This window comes from Burkholderia sp. 3C (genome assembly GCF_054589155.1).
In genome coordinates this window covers 19,652-37,714 of record NZ_BAAILN010000093.1, presented here as the reverse complement: position 1 = coordinate 37,714, position 18,063 = coordinate 19,652, and the positions used below count along the sequence as shown (strand labels likewise).

Genomic DNA, 18,063 nt, shown 5'->3' with positions numbered 1-18,063 from the left:
TCGGGACCGTTGCGCGCGCAACGGTCAATGAATGGGCGGGCAGGGCGCGTCCGCTCAGTGCGAGAACACCGCTACCGCGCCCTGCAAGCGCACCGCCTGCTCGTCGAGCGCGTGCGACGCGGCCGCCGCTTCCTCCACCAGCGCGGCGTTCTGCTGCGTGACCTGATCCATCTGCGCGATCGCCTGGCTGACCTGTTCCAGGCCGCGGCTCTGTTCGCTCGACGCCTGCGAGATCGCTTCCACCACGTCCTTCGCCACCGCGATATCCGCTTGCAACTGCGTGATGGTCGCGCCCATGTCCTGCGCGCGCGTCGCGCCGCCGCCGATCGAGGCCGTCGAGCGCTCGATCAGTTCCTTGATTTCCTTGGCCGCCGTGGACGAGCGCTGCGCCAGCGAGCGCACTTCCGAGGCCACCACCGCGAAGCCGCGGCCCTCGGCGCCGGCACGGGCCGCTTCCACGGCCGCGTTCAGCGCGAGAATGTTGGTTTGGAACGCGATGCCCTCGATGATCGACGTGATCGAGGCGATTTTCTCCGCGCTGCCCGACGCTTCGTTCATCGTCGCGATCATCTGCTTCGACATCGCGCTGCCCGCATTGGCCGAGGCCATCGCGCGCTCGATCACGCTGCACGCGTGTCGAGCGCTTTCGGCGTTCTGGCGTACCGCTTCGTTCAGTTCGTGAGTGGTGGCCGAGGTTTCCTCCAGGGCCGCCGCCTGCTGCTCGGTGCGCGACGACAGATCCGTATTGCCCGCCGCGATCTGCGCCGCGCCCACCTTGACCGCTTCCACGCCGCTCGTCACCGAGCCGACGATGGTTTGCAGCGAGGCCTGCATCGCGTGCATCGCCGCCAGCAGCCGGCCGGTTTCGTCGGTGCGGTGGCGTTCGATCCGGCTGTCGAGACGGCCGGCCGCGATGGCCTGCGCCGTCTCCACCGCACGCGCGAGCGGATCGCGGATTGCCGTCACGAGCCAGCGGCCCGCGAACGCGGCGCACACCACCGCGAGCGCCGCGGCCAGCAGCACGCTGAGGTTGATCGTGTGGCGCAGCGAGGCCAGCGCGTCGGTGCGCATCGCGATGCGCTGGCGTTCGGCCTTGTCGAGCGCATCGACCGCCGCGATCATCGCGTCCGTGCCCAGATAGCTGCCGAAGCCTTCCGTCAGCGCGCTCAACTGCGCGAGCGTGGCGCTGCCGTCGTTGACGTGCGAGCGCATTTCGATCATCGGATTTACCACCTTGGCGGCCCAGGCGTCGTATTGCGCCTGCGCCCGGTCCGCCAGGCCATTCAATTCGGTGTCCTGCGGATCGAGCGCCTTGATCGCCGCCATGTGCTGCGCGAAATCGCCGATGTGGTCGATCTTCCACTTGATGTGGCCCGGCTGGCCGTCGAGGTTGTAGGCCAGCAGCGACCAGATGATGTTCAGGTAATCGGCCGTGGCGTCCTTGATGACCAACTGCGCTTGCGCCGAGACGGCGTTCTGTTTCTGCTTGTGGTCGATCGCCGCGATGCCGTAGCAACACACGGCCGAACTGACGAGGAAGACCGCGATGACGGCGCAAAACGCCGTGGACAATTTCTTGCCGATCGAAAGATTCTGCATGTGAATGAAAAGAGTGGCGACAACGGAACGCGCCATGCGCCGCAGCGGGCCGGGCGATTAAGATGGCATACGGTATACCAGACGAAAGAGACCGACAAGCGCACGAGATATATGGAATACCACTATGAAGAAACCGGCCGAATTGCCGACTAGGCGGGGCGGCTTGTCGCGCGTTTGTGCCCGGATGGGCTGGCTTCGCGTGTGGAAATAATCGGGCCGGGCAGGGCCGGCCGGGACTTGCGGATTATTTCGGAGGATTGAATTGACGGCTTTCGCGGCGATGACGCATCGGTCGAATGACCGGGCATGGGCGGATTTCGCGGCGCGAATCCCGATGCCCGGGCGGGCGTGTCGGGGCTGTCAGTCGGGCCGTTCGAAATCGCGGGCGATCCAGCGCGTGGCGCTGGCCTTGTCGAGACGGAAGCCGGCGTTGACGGTGAGTTCCGCGAGCGCGTCGCCGGCGTCGTCGAATGCTTTGAGGACGGCGTAGGGTTCGTCTTCGTCTGGGACGATGTCGAGCGTGACGGAGATGCTGCCGGTATCGGTGTGCACCGTCACCTGCTTGTGCAGTGTCGCGGCGCGCTGCTGCTCGTGGCGGCGCAGCACTTCCGAGGCCGTCTTGACCAGCGTGCGGAACGCGTTCGCGTCGAGCGGCTTCGGGTTCTTCTTGTCGCGGCCCATGGTCCAGGGGCCGACCAGCGCCGGCTCGGCCTCGCCGTCCTTGATCATCTCGACCGCCCAGCCATCGTCATCCTCGTTCTTGATCACGCGGGCCGTCCAGCCGGTGTCGCGCCAGAGGGTGTTTTCGTGGATCACGGGGAGATCGTCGTCGGTGGGGGTATCGGTGCCGGTGCTCATCGGGTGGTGGGGTTGGGAGGTGCGGGGGTGGGATTGTAAACGGTTTGGCGGGTGGGATCGGGGTGGCTGGCCGTTTGGTCGGGTTGGGGGCGGCGTGAACCCTTTTTTTAGGCGGGATGGCGGGGGCTTTGAAATCAAGGGGTTATGGATGGGGTGGGAATTTGGGGTAACTTCGCTGGCGGCTGGGGATTGGTCGTGGAATCAGGGGGGGGGGATTTGGGTGATAGTTCGCTGCCGCGTAGGCAGCTCAGAAATGGACAACGACGAGCCGTTCGCGGACGGTCATGTTCGCTGCCGCGTAGGCAGCTCAGAAAGTGGAACACGAGCGCGATATCGGCCATCACTTGTTCGCTGTCGTGTAGGCAGCTCAGAAACGTCTCCTCGATCCGCATTGATCTTTCCTCTGTTTGCTGCTGCGTAGGCAGCTCAGAAAGCCCCATCAGCCGCAACAGCCTGAGCGACTGGGTTTGCTGCCGAGCAGGCAGCCTAGAAAGCAGCAGTATCGCCGGCCACGGCTGACGGCGTTCGCTGCCGCATAGGCAGCCCAGAAATACCAGGGCGTAACCTCATTAGCTTGGCGAGGCGCCGGCCAGCCCCACGCTTCAAAAATCCCCCAAACCCCAACCCAAATCAACTCGCCGTTTCAAATCCTCCGCTACGATACCCGCCCATAAATAAAGCAGGTGCGGCATGGATTCCATAAAAGCATCAGATCTAAAAACGATCCTGCATTCGAAACGCGCGAATCTTTATTATCTCGAGCATTGCCGCGTTCTGGTCAACGGCGGTCGCGTCGAATATGTAACCGACGCCGGCAAACGAAGCCTGTATTGGAATATCCCGATCGCCAACACCACGAGCATTTTGCTGGGCACCGGCACCTCGGTTACCCAAGCGGCCATGCGCGAGTTGGCCAAGGCCGGCGTGCTGGTCGGTTTTTGCGGAGGCGGCGGCACGCCGCTGTTCAGCGCCAATGAAGTCGATGTCGACGTCGCTTGGATGAGCCCGCAAAGCGAATATCGCCCGACCGAATATCTCCAGGCCTGGGTGCGTTTCTGGTTCGACGAAGCGCTACGGCTTCAAGCAGCCAAGCATATTCAAACTGCTCGCCTGAATCGAATAAAAAAAATATGGAATTCGCGCGCCATGCGCGAAGCGGGATTCGAAATCGACGCCGATCGTCTTCAAACGCTGATTCGCCAATTCGAAAAACAAATCGATACCTGCACCGATGTCACCGCACTGCTGACGAGCGAGGCACGCCTGACCAAAGCGCTGTTCAAACTCGCTGTCGACGCGGTCGGTTATGGCGAATTCACTCGCGCCAAGCGCGGCACCGGCGCCGATGTCGCGAACCGGTATCTCGATCACGGCAACTATCTGGCCTACGGCCTGGGTGCGACCGCCACCTGGGTGCTCGGGCTGCCGCATGGCCTGGCCGTACTTCACGGCAAGACACGCCGCGGCGGCCTCGTGTTCGATGCCGCCGATCTGATCAAGGACGCGAGCATTCTTCCGCAGGCGTTCGTCTCGGCGATGCGCGGCGACAACGAACAGCAATTCCGCAACCGCTGCATCGACAACCTGACGCGCGACGAATCTCTCGATTTCGTCATCGACACACTGAAATCGATCGCGCTGGACACAGCCTGCTGCTCCGTCAGCGCGAAAGGCGCGCAATGAACGTCCTCTTCGTATCGCAATGCACGAAGCGCGCTCTGACCGAAACGCGTCGCATCCTCGACCAGTTCGCCGAGCGACGCGGCGATCGCACCTGGCAGACGCCGATTACGCAGGCGGGCCTCGACACGGTGCGCAAGCTGCTGCGTCAAAGCGCCCGCAAGAATACCGCCGTGGCATGCCATTGGATTCGCGGGCGCGATCACAGCGAACTGATGTGGGTTGTCGGCGACGCCCGTCAGTTCAACGCGGAAGGTGCGGTGCCTACCGCTTCGACCGGCCGCGACATCCTGCGTGCAGCCGACGAGAGCCATTGGCACCGGCTTCCGTTGATGTCGGCGATGACGGCACTGGCCGCTTTGCTGCACGATCTCGGCAAAGCCACGCGCGCATTTCAGGAAAAGTTGAGTGGATCGGACCAACCGCATGGCAATCACTATCGTCACGAGTGGGTATCGGTGCGGCTGTTTCAGGCCTTCGTCGGCTCGGCGGCGGATGATGCCGATTGGTTGACGCGTCTCGCGGCGTGCTCGGCGCCGTCGACAGATCCGCACGCATTCGAATCCCAATGGCTAGATCACGCGGGCGGACGATTGTTGCGCGACGGCTTGGATCAGGCGGCAGCGCGCAACTTGCCGTTCGCCACGATGCCGCCGCTGGCACAGGCCGTGGCGTGGCTGATCCTGACGCATCATCGATTGCCCTGCATGCCGGTTGCGGCGCGCGGTTCGGGCCAGACGTACGACGATGACGAACAGCACGCACAGTCACGCTGGCATCGGTTCGGCGCGCAGGCATCCGATAGTTCGGGATTCGATCCGGCCAACCTGTTTCGCAATATCGATGCGAACTGGAACGAGCCGCGCGATGCGGTCGATGCCGATGAACTGGCGGCGTGCTGGGCGTTCCCGCACGGCTTGCCGGTGTCGACCGACGCATGGCGAAAGCAGGCGGCGCGCTATGCGAACAAGTTGCTGAACCTGCCGTGCGTCGATCCGGGCGGCAACGTGCTCGACGACGCGTTCGCGATGCACGTTGCCCGGCTGTGCTTGATGTTGGCGGACCATCACTATTCGAGCATCACCGATGAATCCCGGCGCAGCCCGTATCGGAACGCGGGCTATCCGCTTTACGCCAATACCCTGCGCAACGGCGAGCGCGGGGCGGCGTCTGCAAGCTCGACGCGGACCGTTTTCAACCAAACGCTGGACGAGCATCTGCTTGGCGTTCAGGCCCATGCATCGCTTGTCACGCATTCCCTGCCGACGCTGGTTCGCAGCTTGCCGACCTTGCGGCGCCACCGCGCGCTGAGCCGGCGCAACCGCAATCCGCATTTCCAGTGGCAAGACAAGGCCGCCGATCTGGCGGTATCGATCCGGTTGCGCAGCGCCGAGCATGGCGCGTTCGTCGTCAATCTCGCGTCGACGGGGTGCGGGAAAACGCTCGGCAACGCTCGCATCATGAACGCCTTGGCCGACCCGCAGCGCGGCATGCGCTGCGCATTCGCGATCGGCTTGCGTGCGTTGACCTTGCAAACCGGGCGCAGCTTTCAGCGCGACCTCGGCTTGCGCGACGATCAACTGGCGCTGCGCGTCGGCGGCAGCGCCGCGCGCGCCGTGTTCGAGCATCGTGAGCGGCTGGCCGAGGCCAGCGGCTCGGCCTCGTCGCAGCGCCTGATCGACGAGGATGGCCAGATCCTCTACGAAGGCGACGATTCTCATGCGCTGCTGCAACGGTTGACGAGCGACGCGTCGGTGCGCGCGCTGATTGCGGCGCCGGTGCTCGTCTGCACGGTCGATCATTTGATGCCGGCCACGGAAAGCCTGCGCGGCGGTCATCAAATCGCACCGATGCTGCGGCTGATGACCGGCGACCTCGTGCTCGACGAGCCGGACGACTTCGACATGCTTGACCTGCCGGCCCTGACGCGGCTCGTGCATTGGACTGGCTTGCTCGGGGCGCGCGTACTGCTGTCGTCGGCGACATTGCCGCCCGCGCTCGTTGAAGGCCTGTTTCTCGCCTATCTCGACGGGCGGCGCCATTACCAGCGCAATCGCGGCGAGCGGGCGGACGAGGCGCCGTCGATCCCATGCTTGTGGGTCGACGAATTCTCGCAGTCGCATCGGGATTGCGGCGATGCAGGCTCATTCAAAACGACGCACGGCGCATTTGTCGAGACACGCACCGCGCGGCTGGCGAAGGCTGAGGTGAGGCGGCGCGCCCGGCTCATCGACGTGCCCGATGCATGGGTGAACCTGGCGCGCGACGCGAGGCGGGAGGCGTTCGCCGGATTGGCGCTCGCCGAGGCGTGGCAACTGCATCGCGATCCGCAAAATCATCGCGTCGATCCGTCGAGCGGGAAGCGCGTCAGCCTGGGGCTGATCCGGATGTCGAATATCGATCCGCTGTTCGATGTGGCGCTTGCGATGTATCGGCACGGCGCGCCGGTTGCGGGGCTGCGTATTCATCTTTGTGTCTATCACTCGCAGTTTCCGCTGTTGTCGCGCTCGCATATCGAGGCGCAACTCGACGCCGCGTTCGATCGCCATGCGCGCGACGGCGAGACGGACGCGCTGCTGTCCAGTCCCGACGTGCGCGCGATGGTCGAGCGCTACCCCGAAGCCGACCAGATGTTCGTCGTGCTGGCGTCGCCGGTGTGCGAAGTGGGCCGCGATTGGGATGCCGATTGGGCGATTGCCGAGCCGTCCTCGATGCGCTCGCTGATCCAGCTTGGCGGGCGAGTGCGGCGGCATCGCGACGGGGCGGTGGATCGGCCCAACATGGCTGTTTTCGATGCGAACTTGCGATGCTTCGAGGCACGCGGCAAGGGGGAGCCGGTTTTCACGCATCCCGGATTTGAAATGCGGGGCATGGTAGGGGATTCGAATCCCGGCGACACGCAGCGGCTGTTTCATTTACGACATCGGCGCCTTCGTCATTTACTGGCATTGCCGCCGGATGCGCAGGATTGGGTGGTTGATTCACGGCCACGCATCCGCAAAGCCGAGGATCTGCAACCGGCCTCGCGTCTCGCCGATCTGGAGCACGGCCGCATGTGGGACACGATGTTGCCGCGCGATGCGGCCGGCCGTTGGCATACGCCGATCAAACGCGATGCGACTCAACATTGGCGTTGCCGCGATGCGGATGGCCGGCATCGGTGGTTGACCGGGGTCATGCCGCAGTGTCAGCCGTTTCGGTTCGATCCGGTGAAGCGGGACGAGGTGGTGTTGATGCCCGACGACAGCGAATGCGAATTGCATCTGCATGTGAGGTATCCGCATTTCGGGCGGGCCGCATCTACAAGCGTGGACGAGCGAAATCGGCTGCTGCCTGCCGTGGCGGGTGGGGTTTTGTCCGGGCGCGGCATCGATACATGGTGTGAAGTCGATCTGCTTGAGCAATTACAGCGGTGGGCTGAAGCACATGGGCAAACGCTGGCGGAATGTGCATGGCGATATTCAACGGTGCGTTTGCCGAAATCGGATGCCGGATGGCGATATCACAGCGCGCTCGGTTTTTGCGTGGATTGATATTCGTCATGAAACTGCCTGTTCGGCAGAGATTGAGCTTGAGTTCTGACTTTGTTTGTTTTCTAAGCTACCTGCCCGGTATCGAGCCGCCATATTAGCAAGTTAATGCGTGTGACGGTCTGCGACAGACTGCGACGAACGGCGACGTGTTCTTACATTCTTTGTGGGACCATCATCTGGAAATGGGCCAGCTTGCTCCCGATAACGTTACTTCCACTCATCCCGTGTGCACGCGGGATCCGTACGCTCACATTTTTATTTTGGAGATAAACGGATGTCCGATTCGCTGGAGTATTCCGCAAGTTTCAGAGTGGCAATCGACGCGTTTATACAGGCGCGTTTGCAAACCAAACTCGACAAGTCTCCCATGGGTGATGTCAAGCGGCTAGAGGTCGTCACCCAGCATCGACGCGACATATGGCTGCACGACGCAGCGCGGCGCGTCAAACACATTCAGGTCGTGACGCATTCACTGAAGCCCATTCACCCGGAAGCGCGAGGGACGAATCTGTATGTCGAACCGGCGAAATTGCCTGCGCTTGCGGAAATGGGTAGTCATGCCTTGGGTGATCGATTTTCGATCGATGTCGTGGGCAATGCATCGTCACTCGATGTCTTCAAATTTTTAAAAATCCGTTGTGACGGCCGCACGTTATTGAGTGCGCTGGAAGCAGGCGATGCTGATGCAACGGCAGCGCTGCGCGGCAACCCCGTCGAAGCCGAAAGTTTGCGTGAAGCTTTTCTCGGGGTGATGCGCGCGCGTGATCAAGGTGCAGCGTCCCACACAACGGCCAAGCAAATCTATTGGCTTGTCGGCTGCGACGCCAGCAACGATGCGCAATATCACTTGCTGGCGCCGTTGTATCCCACTTCGTTGGCACATGCGATCCACGCCGATATTCAGGAGGTGCGGTTCGGCGAAACGAACAAGCTCGCACGCCAGGCGCGCCGTGACGGCACGGCGTTCGATGGCGTCTATCGCGAATATCAGGGAATAGCGGTGCAGAAGCTGGGTGGAACTCAACCGCAAAATGTCTCCCAACTCAATAGCGAACGGCGCGGCGTCAACTATCTGCTGTCATCGTTGCCGCCCACTTGGGAGGCCGGTCCGAAAGGGCTGCCGGTTCACGCGAAGTCCGTCTTCGATCGCGCCTTTGGCGCACGCCGTTCCGTGCGTCAGACCTTGCATGCATTGCGCGCGTTGCTGCACAGCAATCCGCCGTCAACAAAAACGACGCGCGATCGCGTGTTGTCGTTGCGGATGCAAATGGTTGACGAACTGCTGATCTACGCGGGCGAATTGCTTCAGGTGCCGGCCGGGTGGACGCGCCAGGCACGGTTTGCCGACCTCTCCACCGACGAGCAGCTTTGGCTCGACCCGTTGCGCGCCGATCTGCCGGACGAAACCGCGTTTGCCGACCGCTGGCTCAAGTTCGAATGGCCCGAGCGTGTTGCCGAGCGCTTCGCAACATGGCTGAACGCCGAGCTTCGCGAGGCGGTGCCCGATGTCGGGTATATCGAGGCGAGCGTCTGGAAAGGCGACGTGCTGGACGGCTTGCGCTCGTGGGGCGGGCAGTTTCACGTCACGCGATCGGTGCCTGCGTCTTCCGACGCTGCCGACGCAATGGAGGGGGCATGAAAGCGCTCCTGGTGCTGCCGCATTTGCGCATTCAGAACGCCAATGCGATCTCGGGCCCGTTCACGCACGGCTTCCCGTCGATCACGGCGATCACAGGGCTGATGTGGGCATTGCAACGGAATCTCTCATCGGCCGGCATCCCTTTGCGTTTGCATCGGGTCGGCGTGATTTGTCATCGCGCCGAGGAGTTGGTGGCGGATGGCTATGTGAAGACGTTCCGGCTGACGCGTAATCCGGTCGAGAAGGACGGCTCGACGGCATCGATCGTCGAGGAAGGGCGCATGCATCTGGACATCACGCTGCTATTCGATGTCGGCCCGTCGAGCGATGCAGCGTCGCCCGGTTTGCATCAACCGCAGCAGCTTGCCGATTGGGCGCAGCAGATCGGCGAGATGGTTGCTCGGATGCGGGTGGCCGGCGGCAGCGTGTTGCCCGCGCATTCGTTGCCCGGCCGGCGCACCCAACCGTGGATCGCCGCGCTGCCCGGCGACTACGACGAGCAGGTTCGCCTGTTCGCGCGATGGCGCAGGCAATGGCTGCCTGGCCATGCCCTGGTGGGGCGTGACGATTTGCTCGAAGCGCGTCATCGCATGCTGCGCGAAACGCAGCCGGAAGCCACGTTGCTCGATGCATGGCTGCACGCGGCCCGGTTCAATCATGAGCCGCTCGATGCTGCGCAACAGGGTAGCGGAAAGGCCGGCGATGACCGTGTTCGATGGGGCGATCCGATGCGCTCGCAAGGTGCTGGCTGGACGGTGCCGATTCCGGTGGGTTATGCCGCGTTGGCCCCGTTGCAGGAGCCCGGTGCCGTCGCCAACACGCGCGACCCGTCGATCCCGTTTGCTTGGGTTGAATCCGTGTATTCGTTCGGAGAATGGCTGAGCCCGCACCGCCTGACGCATCCGCACGAGCTGATGTGGGCGCCGGAAACCGACACGGAGCGTGGCCTGTACCGGTGCCGCAGCGGCTATCAGGGCGCAGCGCAGACGGATTTCTTCGACGAAGCGTTACCCAGTTTCGATTGACGTGAATGCGTGACGATACGACACGATCGCCGCGCCGCCTTGCATTTCAACAATCCATTACGAGGTGAACCGTATGTCCGAAAAAACGATTTCCGCGAGCGTGCTCGCGTTCGAACGCAAGCTCGATCCGTCCGACGCCATTTTCCATGCCGGCAACTGGAGCGATATCGACAATGCTGCCGCCTGGGCGCCCGTCGTCATTCGTGAAAAATCGGTGCGCGGCACGATTTCGAATCGCGTGAAAACCAAGGGACAAGACCCGGCGAAGCTAGACGCGGCCATCGAAAACCCGAATCTCCAGACGGTCGACGTCGCCACCTTGCCGACCGAGTGCGATACCTTGCGCGTGCGGTTTACGTTGCGGGTGTTGGGCGGCGCGGGCATGCCGTCGGCCTGCAACAGCGCGTCGTACCGCGCGCGGCTCTCGACTGTCGTCAATGCTTATGTCGGGCAGCACGGCTTCGGTGCGCTTGCCCATCGGTATGCGGCCAACCTCGCGAATGGCCGGTTCCTGTGGCGCAACCGCATCGGCGCGGAGCAGGTGCGTGTGGATGTGGCCCGGTGGCAGGACGGTGCGGGAGCGCATTCGTGGACGTTCGATGCGCTGTCGTTGAACTTGCGCTCGGCTGGCGACGCTTCCGCGTCCGTAAAGCCGCTGGGCGAGTTGATCGGTGATGGCCTCGCGGGACGCGAGCACGTGCTGTTGCAGGTGAGCGCCTATGTGCGTCTGGGCTGCGGACAGGAGGTGTTCCCGTCGCAGGAACTGATACTCGATAAAGGCGCCTCCGGAAAGAGCAAGACGCTGTATCAGGTCGATGGTGTGGCCGGTATCCATTCGCAGAAAATCGGCAATGCGCTGCGAACCATCGATAGCTGGTATCCAGGCGCGGAGCAACTGGGGCCGATCGCCGTCGAGCCGTACGGTTCGGTCACGACTCAAGGCAAGGCATATCGACAGCCAAAGGAAAAGCAGGATTTTTATACGCTGCTGGACGATTGGCTGCTAAAGGACAAGATGCCGCCTGTCGAGCAACAGCATTTCGTGATGGCCGTGCTGATTCGCGGCGGCGTGTTCGGCGATGCGAGTTGACGCCGATGACTACGCATTTCATCGATATTGCCCTGCTGGACGACCCGGAGTTCAGTCAGGTGCATCTGTTCGGCGCGCTGATGGCAAAACTGCACCGGGTGTTGGTGCAACTGCGCCGCGATGACGTCGGCATCAGTTTCCCGGGCTATCGCTTGCGGCCGCGCTCGATCGGACGCGTTCTCAGGCTGCACGGTAGCGACGAGGGCTTGCGTGCGTTGATGGCGCTGCCGTGGTTGCAGGGCATGCGCGACCATGTTTCGGTGACGGATCTCGCGGCGGTACCTGCTGATGCGCGGCATTGCGTGGTGCGGCGGCGTCAGTTCAAAACAAACGTGGAGCGGTTGCGGCGGCGCCGGATGATGCGCAAGGGCGAGACGGCCGAGCAGGCTGCGGCGCATATTCCCGAGAGCGTGGAGCGGCAACCCGATCTGCCTTACGTGCAATTGCGCAGCGCGAGTACGGGGCAGGGATTTTGTCTTTTCGTCGAGCAGGGTGAGGGGGGCGCGTTGGCGGTCGCGGGGGGATTCAACAGCTATGGGTTGAGTCGTGGGGATCAGGGGGCGACCGTGCCTTGGTTTTAACCCTTTTCTGTGGCGGGAATTCGGGGCCTTTGAAATCAAGGGGTTAGGAGGTGGCCTCGAATTTGGGGGGCGGTGTGGGGTTTGGGGGTTTTTCCTTTTGGAATAAGGGGTTGGGGGATTTAGGGGCTAGTTCGCTGCCGCGTAGGCAGCTTAGAAAGGCCCGAATACGAGCTGCGACACATCGATCGAGTTCGCTGCCGCGTAGGCAGCTTAGAAAAAGCCCCTACATCTAATTCAAGCTTTTCATACGTTCGCTGCCGCGTAGGCAGCTTAGAAACAGATCGGGTTTCGGAACCGTCAAATAAATAGTTCGCTGCCGCGTAGGCAGCTTAGAAAAGTAGCTCACCGGGCATGGCCATGTCCGCCCCGTTCGCTACCGCGTAAGCAGCTTAAAAAGGCGCGTTCGTTGACAAGCTACGAGATCCCGAGTTCGCTGCCGCGTAAGCAGCTTAGAAACATGTCGTGAGCAGAGACGCCATGCGGCTGTGGTTCGCTGCCGCACAGGCAGCCTAGAAATCCCACACTCCGCTACAATGCGCGCCTTTTTCCTCGAAACCCCCCACCCATGAAATGGCTCGCCGCGCTCTGCGCGCTGACGATCTCCGCGACCGCATTCGCGTCGTCGTGCCCACAGTTCTCCCCCTCCGGCCAGGAACCCGTACTGACGAATCCGAAGATGGCGCGCCAGACGCGCCTGATCTGCTATTCGGATTTCGTCGTGCTGCATTCCGGCGTCACGCACACGCCGCTGTGGTCGGCCGAGCATCTGACGGCCGCGCATCTGGCCGACGCGAAGGACGAGGTGCGCACCAACCGCTTCTTCGTCGAGCGCCGGCTGCCGGCCGGCGACAGCGCCACGCTGGCCGACTACCGCCGCAGCGGCTACGACCGCGGCCACCTGAGCCCGGCCGGCGATCGCTGGAACGATCAGGCGATGGCCGAATCGTTCTCGCTGGCGAACATGATCCCGCAGAATCCGCAGAACAACCGCCGCCTGTGGGCGCACATCGAGGCAGCGGTGCGCGCGATGGCCGTGCGCAACGGCGAGGCCTACGTGGTGACGGGGCCGATGTTCCATGGCAGCGAGTTGCAGACGATCGGCGAGAGCCGCGTGATCGTGCCGACGGAGATCTTCAAGCTCGTCTATCTGCCCTCGAAGAACACGGCGTTCGCGATCGTCGTGAAGAACGTCAACGCGAAACGATACGATATCGAAACCGTGCACGAACTGGAGGCAGCCAGCGGGCTGCGCTTCCCGGGCGTGCCGGAACGACTGAAGGATACGAAGCCAGGAGGGTTGTCAGGTGTCTAAAACCAATTTCACCGCTTTCGCGGACGACGCGAGCGTCGTCAATATCGCCGGCGACGCGCTGACGATCAGCAACGATCCGTCGCGCATCCAGATCAGCGGCGACCTGGAGATCGCGCGCGATCAGGAAGGGCTCAAGCGTGCGCAAGCGCTGCTGGCGGCCGTGACGAGCATCGTCGAGGTGCTGAAGGCCGAGCCCGATCTGCCGGCCAAGCTGGCCGACGAACCGCCGGCGCCCACCGGCAAGATCGCCAACCCGTTCTGAACGACAGCGGCAGCGGCACCGCAGGCCCGGTCGCCGCGCCCGCTCAACGCGTCAGCAAGCGCCGCACGCGCGGCGCGACTTCCTCGGCGAAGCGCCGCATGTCGGCCTCGAATGGCTGGAACTGCAGCATGAACAGCTCGATGCCGGCGCGATGGAACGCGGCGATGCGCTGCGCCACCTCGTCGTAGCTGCCGACCAGCCCGGCCGCGGTGCCGCCGTTCGAGCCGACGCGCGCCGATTGTGCGAAGTTGCGCCACATCACCGCGTTCGGATCGATGTGCTGCTTCTGTTCCTCGCGCAGCGGCTTGTCGAGTTCGGCCAGCGCGAACAGGTGCGCGAGGTGCGCCTCGGCCTGCGCGGCGCTCTCGCGCGCGATCACGAACGCCGACAGCCCGTAGCGCAGCGGCGCCGCGCCGGCCGGCCGCGGCCGTGCATTCAAATCGGCGATCAAGGTTTCGACATCGTCGAGCGGCTGGCTGTTGATGAACCACACGTCGCCCTTGTCGGCCACCAGCGCGCGCGCCGGCTCCGATTCCCCACCCACGTAGATGCGCGGCCGCGACCGGAACGGGTCGGTGGGCCGCAGCGCGTAGTCGTCGATGCGGAAGTGCTCGCCGGCAAAGCGCACGGTTTCGCCGCGCAGCAGGGCGTCCACCACGGTGATCCATTCGCGCCCGTAGGCGTAGCGCGCATCGTGCTCGGCGAAGCCGATCCCGGCACGCTCCAGCTCGGGCCGGTTCCAGGCATTGACGAGATTGATCGCGAAGCGCCCGCCGCTGATGTGCTCGATCTGCTGCGCCATCTTCGCCAGCACGACGGGATGGTAGAGATACGGCTTGATGGCGGCGATGATCTCGATGCGCTCGGTCAGTGCGGCGAGCGCGGCCGAGGCGGTCCACGCCTCGAGCTGGTCGAGCGAGGGCCGATGCGGATTGATGGTGTGCTGGGCCACCAGCACGGAATCGTAGCCGAGCCGTTCGGCTTCCAGCACGAGCGCCTTGTTGCGCGCCCAGGAGGCGTCGTACGGCTCGTCGGGGTCCTGCAGCGCGGCGCGGCTGCCATGCACGAGCGCCCACACGCCGAAGCGGGGAAGGGAAGCGGACATACGGGTTTCTCGATCGGGTCGAAGCAACCGGTCATGTTCGCGCCGCCGGCGGCCCGCACCAACCAAGTTATTCAGCTAAGCATGTTCCTGGCGGTGGATGCGGGAGCGGGCATCGGCATCGGCGTTGATATCGGCGTTGATCAGCGCGGTGGCGCGGGCACCTCGATCGCCAGCAGCGCCGAGCTGACCGATTTGCCGTGCGCGTCGAGCGCGAGCGAGCGCGTCACGCCGCCGCCGAGCGCATCGTCGAGCACGAAGTTGAACGCGGCCAGCGCGGGCAGTTCGTAGCGGCGCACCTCGCCGTGCACGAAGGCCCCGAGCCAGGCCTTCACCCGCTCGGCGCTCAGGTGCTCGCGCAGGTGCGCGTAGTCGCGCGCATCGCGGCAGATCACCGAAACGTTCAGCGTATTGCCCTTGTCGCCCGTGCGCGAATGCGCGAGTTCACGCAGTTGCATCGGTGTCCTCCACGATTTCGAAGCCGGCCTGTACCTGCTCGCGCGGCAGCAGCACCGATTGCACGGCCAGCACCTCGCGGGCGGCCTTGGTCGCGCCGCCGCCGCCGGCGGGGCCATTCGTATACAGCGTTTCCACTTCGTTGCCGATTCGCACCGCGTCGGCGGCGGTGGCGGTGCGCGCGGCCACGCGCAGCCGCACCTCGGCCGGTTCGCCGCGAATGCTGCCGCCGATATCGGTCGCGCCGTACAGCGCATCCACGCCGATCAGATCGATGCGCAACTCGCTCACCGGCACGCCGGTCAGGCGCAGCCGCTCGCGCACGATCTCGCCGGCCAGCCGCGCGCGCGCCAGCGCGCCGGGGCCGCCGTAGGAGATCTGGCCTTCGCCGATATGGCCGTCGGTGTAGGCGACGGACACCTTCAGCGTGTCGGGCCGCGCCCGGCCGATCCCGCCCGTCACGCGCACGCGGTCGGGGCCGGCGTCGGCCATCGTCACGGCGCTGAAATCGGCCGTCACGTCGGGTTGCAGGTAGCGCGCCGGATCGTGAATCTCGTACAGCAACTGCTGCCGGCAGGTGTCGAGGCCCACGCGCCCGCCGGAGCCGGCCACCTTGGTGATCGTCACCGCGCCGTCGGCCTCCACCTCGCCGATCGGAAAGCCGAGCCGCGCGAGGTCCGGCACGTCGAGCCAGCCCGGGTCGGCGAAATAGCCGCCGGTCACCTGGCCCGCGCATTCGAGCAGATGGCCGACCACGGTGGCTTGGCCGAGCGTGGCCCAGTCGTCCATGCGCCAGCCGAATTCGTGGATCAACGGCGCGGCGAACAGCGACGGATCGGCAACCCGGCCGGTCAGCACCACGTCGGCCCCGGCGGCCAGCGCGGCAACGATCGGCGCCGCGCCCAGGTAGGCGTTCGCGGACACGATGCGCTCGCGGTAGTCGGCCACGTCGCCGCCCGATTCGACGAAACGGAACGCGCCGCGCAGCACGGCGTCGAGCACGTCGTCGCCGGTCACGGCGGCCACTTTCAGCGGGCCGACGCCGAGTTCGGCGGCGATGCGCGCCGTCTCGCGCGCGGCGGCCAGCGGGTTGGCCGCGCCCATGTTCGAGACGATCCGCACGCGGTGGCGCGCGGCGGCCGGCAGCACCGCGCGCATGCGCGCGCCGAGCAGCGGGTCGTAGCCGAGCGCGGGGTTGCCGCGCCGCGCCTGCTGCGCGATCGCGATGGTGCGCTCGGCCAGGCATTCGAAGATCAGATAGTCGAGCGCGCCGTGCTCGGCCAGTTCGACGGCCGGCTCGATGCGGTCGCCCGAGTAGCCGGCGCCGGCGCCGAGCCGCACGCGCCGGGCGGAGGAAAGATCGGTCATGACGAGGTGTCCGGTCGCTTGCGCGACGAAATGAGCGGCGAAATGAGCGGCAAAATGAGCGGCAAAATGAGCGGCAAAATGAGCAACGGCGCCACGCGCCGCGTCACAGGGCGAAGATCCCGAACGCGACGCAGGCGATCGTCATGACGATCGACGCGCCGAACAGCAGCGGGAACGTGAATTTCTGGTGCTCGGCCAGCTCGATGCCGCACAGCCCGACCACCAGGAACGTGGCGGGCGTCAGCGGGCTGACCGGGAAGCCGGTGGTCATCTGCCCGAGCAGCGCGGCCTGGCCCACATGGAGCGCCGGCACGCCGAGCTGGCCCGCCACCTCGGCGATCACCGGCAGGACGCCGAAATAAAAGGAGTCCGGATCGAACAGCAGGCTCAGCGGCATCGACAGCAGCCCGAGCGCCACCGGAATATGGCCGGCCATCGACGGCGGCACGAAGCCCACCGCGGCGCTCGCCATCGCCTTGAGCATGCCGCTGCCCTGCATCACGCCGGTAAACACGCCGGCCGCCAGCAGGATGCCGGCCATCATCAGCGCGGCGCGCGCGTGGGCGTCGATGCGCTTGCGCTGCATGTCCACGTCGGGATAGTTGACGAGCAGGGCGATGCAGAAGCCCACCATGAACATCAGCGCGGGCGGGATCTTCTCGCCCATCACCACCATCGTGCCGAGCACCAGCACCGTCAGCACCAGGTTGAACCCGAACAGGCGAGGGCGGCGCAGCGCCTGCTCGTCGGCGCTCAACACGCGCTCGGGCATCGGGATCGCGCCGCCGGCCAGGTTCCCGCCGAGCCGCCGTTCCTCGCGGCGGCCGAGCCACCAGGCCGCACCGAACACGAACGCGAGGCCGACCGCCTGCACCGGAATCAGCGGATTGAACAGCGCCGAGACGGGCAGGTGCAGCGAGGCCGAGGCGCGGATCATCGGGCCGGTCCACGGCAGGAAGTTGATGCCAGCCGCCATCGACACGGCCGCCGCGAGCACGCGGCGGTCCATGCCGAGACGGTCGTAGAGCGGCAGCATGGCCGGAATCGTTACGAGGAAGCAAACCGCGCCGGAGCCGTCGAGGTGGATCAGCAGCGCCAGCAGCGTGGTGCCCATCACGATCCGCGTGGGCCGCGTGCCGACCGCGCGCAGGATGCGGTCGATGATCGGATCGAGCGTGCCGGCATCGGTGATCACGCCGAAATACAGAATCGCGAACACGAACATGCCGACCACCGGGGCCAGGCTTTTCAGGCCGCCGACCACGAACGCGCTGGTTTGCAGCCCGAAGCCGCCGATCAGCGAGGCCGCGATCGGCACGAGGATCAGCGCGACCAGCGGCGACATGCGTTTCGAGAGGATCGCGCCGAGCAGCACGACGATGGTGGCCAGCCCCAGTAACGGCAGCATGATGGTGTCTCCGGTCTTGTCTTTTGATTCGGCCGAGCGTAAGTTCGCAAACGCGATAACGCAATTGAAATGATTTGATTGCAGCAATCACGAACTTTTATGGATCTGAATCTCCGCGAATTGCGCGCCTTCGTGACCGTCGCGCAGGCT

14 protein-coding genes and 1 CRISPR repeat array are annotated in these 18,063 nt (G+C 64.6%); of the genes, 8 read left to right on the top strand and 6 right to left on the bottom strand.

The features are described from left to right. Positions 1–54: 54 nt before the first annotated feature. Together ACYP33_RS18595 and ACYP33_RS18590 are read right to left on the bottom strand one after the other, a co-directional pair. A complete protein-coding gene (locus tag ACYP33_RS18595) occupies positions 55–1,599 on the bottom strand; it encodes a methyl-accepting chemotaxis protein (protein ID WP_414445095.1) in 1,545 nt (514 codons plus the stop codon). A 360-nt stretch (positions 1,600–1,959) separates the two neighbouring features. Then, positions 1,960–2,457 carry a hypothetical protein gene (locus tag ACYP33_RS18590; protein ID WP_459623236.1) on the bottom strand — a complete coding sequence of 166 codons (498 nt, stop codon included), beginning with the start codon at positions 2,455–2,457 and terminating at the stop codon, positions 1,960–1,962. Between the two features lie 690 nt (positions 2,458–3,147). On the opposite strand from ACYP33_RS18590, the gene cas1f reads away from it, so the two are divergent. From cas1f to ACYP33_RS18550, 8 genes are all read left to right on the top strand, one after another. Next, positions 3,148–4,140, top strand: a complete 993-nt coding sequence (gene cas1f / locus ACYP33_RS18585) for a type I-F CRISPR-associated endonuclease Cas1f (RefSeq protein WP_459623234.1) — start codon at positions 3,148–3,150, stop codon at positions 4,138–4,140. Continuing rightward, on the top strand, positions 4,137–7,670 hold the full coding sequence (cas3f, locus tag ACYP33_RS18580) for a type I-F CRISPR-associated helicase Cas3f (protein WP_459623232.1): 3,534 nt from the start codon (positions 4,137–4,139) through the stop codon (positions 7,668–7,670). The genes cas1f and cas3f overlap by 4 nt, the downstream gene beginning before the upstream one ends. A 274-nt stretch (positions 7,671–7,944) precedes the next feature. Then, positions 7,945–9,309, top strand: coding sequence for a type I-F CRISPR-associated protein Csy1 (csy1, locus tag ACYP33_RS18575; RefSeq protein WP_459623230.1), 1,365 nt, complete (start codon positions 7,945–7,947; stop codon positions 9,307–9,309). Further along, positions 9,306–10,334, top strand: coding sequence for a type I-F CRISPR-associated protein Csy2 (gene csy2, locus ACYP33_RS18570; protein ID WP_459623228.1), 1,029 nt, complete (start codon positions 9,306–9,308; stop codon positions 10,332–10,334). The genes csy1 and csy2 overlap by 4 nt, the downstream gene beginning before the upstream one ends. A 73-nt stretch (positions 10,335–10,407) precedes the next feature. Beyond that, positions 10,408–11,424, top strand: coding sequence for a type I-F CRISPR-associated protein Csy3 (gene csy3, locus ACYP33_RS18565; protein ID WP_459623226.1), 1,017 nt, complete (start codon positions 10,408–10,410; stop codon positions 11,422–11,424). 5 nt (positions 11,425–11,429) lie between these two features. Continuing rightward, positions 11,430–12,005, top strand: coding sequence for a type I-F CRISPR-associated endoribonuclease Cas6/Csy4 (gene cas6f / locus ACYP33_RS18560; protein WP_459623225.1), 576 nt, complete (start codon positions 11,430–11,432; stop codon positions 12,003–12,005). Positions 12,006–12,134: 129 nt separating this feature from the next. Continuing rightward, a CRISPR array of direct repeats spans positions 12,135–12,521; the repeat unit is 28 nt; unit sequence GTTCGCTGCCGCGTAGGCAGCTTAGAAA. Between the two features lie 49 nt (positions 12,522–12,570). Next, entirely contained in the window at positions 12,571–13,317 is a 747-nt protein-coding gene (locus ACYP33_RS18555; protein ID WP_414449470.1) for a DNA/RNA non-specific endonuclease, read from the top strand. Further along, positions 13,310–13,579, top strand: coding sequence for a hypothetical protein (locus ACYP33_RS18550; RefSeq protein ID WP_459623223.1), 270 nt, complete (start codon positions 13,310–13,312; stop codon positions 13,577–13,579). Before ACYP33_RS18555 ends, ACYP33_RS18550 begins: the two co-directional genes overlap by 8 nt. A 43-nt stretch (positions 13,580–13,622) precedes the next feature. Here the strand turns inward: ACYP33_RS18550 and ACYP33_RS18545 are convergent, their stop codons facing one another. The 4 genes from ACYP33_RS18545 to ACYP33_RS18530 all read right to left on the bottom strand — a co-directional run bounded on the left by ACYP33_RS18545 (position 13,623) and on the right by ACYP33_RS18530 (position 17,913). Next, entirely contained in the window at positions 13,623–14,684 is a 1,062-nt protein-coding gene (locus ACYP33_RS18545) for an LLM class flavin-dependent oxidoreductase (protein ID WP_459623221.1), read from the bottom strand. A gap of 140 nt (positions 14,685–14,824) precedes the next feature. Continuing rightward, entirely contained in the window at positions 14,825–15,139 is a 315-nt protein-coding gene (locus ACYP33_RS18540) for an AtuA-related protein (protein ID WP_414445104.1), read from the bottom strand. Continuing rightward, positions 15,126–16,505: an acyclic terpene utilization AtuA family protein gene (locus tag ACYP33_RS18535; protein WP_459623218.1), complete on the bottom strand. Its 1,380-nt coding sequence runs from the start codon at positions 16,503–16,505 to the stop codon at positions 15,126–15,128. The genes ACYP33_RS18540 and ACYP33_RS18535 overlap by 14 nt, the downstream gene beginning before the upstream one ends. Before the next feature lie 103 nt (positions 16,506–16,608). Next, positions 16,609–17,913, bottom strand: coding sequence for a CitMHS family transporter (locus ACYP33_RS18530; RefSeq protein WP_459623217.1), 1,305 nt, complete (start codon positions 17,911–17,913; stop codon positions 16,609–16,611). Between the last annotated feature and the right edge of the window lie 150 nt (positions 17,914–18,063).

Excerpts from the sequence above, each read along its gene's own strand:
- ACYP33_RS18595 (WP_414445095.1), bottom strand. The coding sequence starts at position 1,599 with ATGCAGAATCTTTCGATCGGCAAGAAATTGTCCACGGCGTTTTGCGCC.
- ACYP33_RS18590 (WP_459623236.1), bottom strand. The coding sequence starts at position 2,457 with ATGAGCACCGGCACCGATACCCCCACCGACGACGATCTCCCCGTGATC.
- cas1f (WP_459623234.1), top strand. The coding sequence starts at position 3,148 with ATGGATTCCATAAAAGCATCAGATCTAAAAACGATCCTGCATTCGAAA.
- cas3f (WP_459623232.1), top strand. The coding sequence starts at position 4,137 with ATGAACGTCCTCTTCGTATCGCAATGCACGAAGCGCGCTCTGACCGAA.
- csy1 (WP_459623230.1), top strand. The coding sequence starts at position 7,945 with ATGTCCGATTCGCTGGAGTATTCCGCAAGTTTCAGAGTGGCAATCGAC.
- csy2 (WP_459623228.1), top strand. The coding sequence starts at position 9,306 with ATGAAAGCGCTCCTGGTGCTGCCGCATTTGCGCATTCAGAACGCCAAT.
- csy3 (WP_459623226.1), top strand. The coding sequence starts at position 10,408 with ATGTCCGAAAAAACGATTTCCGCGAGCGTGCTCGCGTTCGAACGCAAG.
- cas6f (WP_459623225.1), top strand. The coding sequence starts at position 11,430 with ATGACTACGCATTTCATCGATATTGCCCTGCTGGACGACCCGGAGTTC.
- ACYP33_RS18555 (WP_414449470.1), top strand. The coding sequence starts at position 12,571 with ATGAAATGGCTCGCCGCGCTCTGCGCGCTGACGATCTCCGCGACCGCA.
- ACYP33_RS18545 (WP_459623221.1), bottom strand. The coding sequence starts at position 14,684 with ATGTCCGCTTCCCTTCCCCGCTTCGGCGTGTGGGCGCTCGTGCATGGC.
- ACYP33_RS18540 (WP_414445104.1), bottom strand. The coding sequence starts at position 15,139 with ATGCAACTGCGTGAACTCGCGCATTCGCGCACGGGCGACAAGGGCAAT.
- ACYP33_RS18535 (WP_459623218.1), bottom strand. The coding sequence starts at position 16,505 with ATGACCGATCTTTCCTCCGCCCGGCGCGTGCGGCTCGGCGCCGGCGCC.
- ACYP33_RS18530 (WP_459623217.1), bottom strand. The coding sequence starts at position 17,913 with ATGCTGCCGTTACTGGGGCTGGCCACCATCGTCGTGCTGCTCGGCGCG.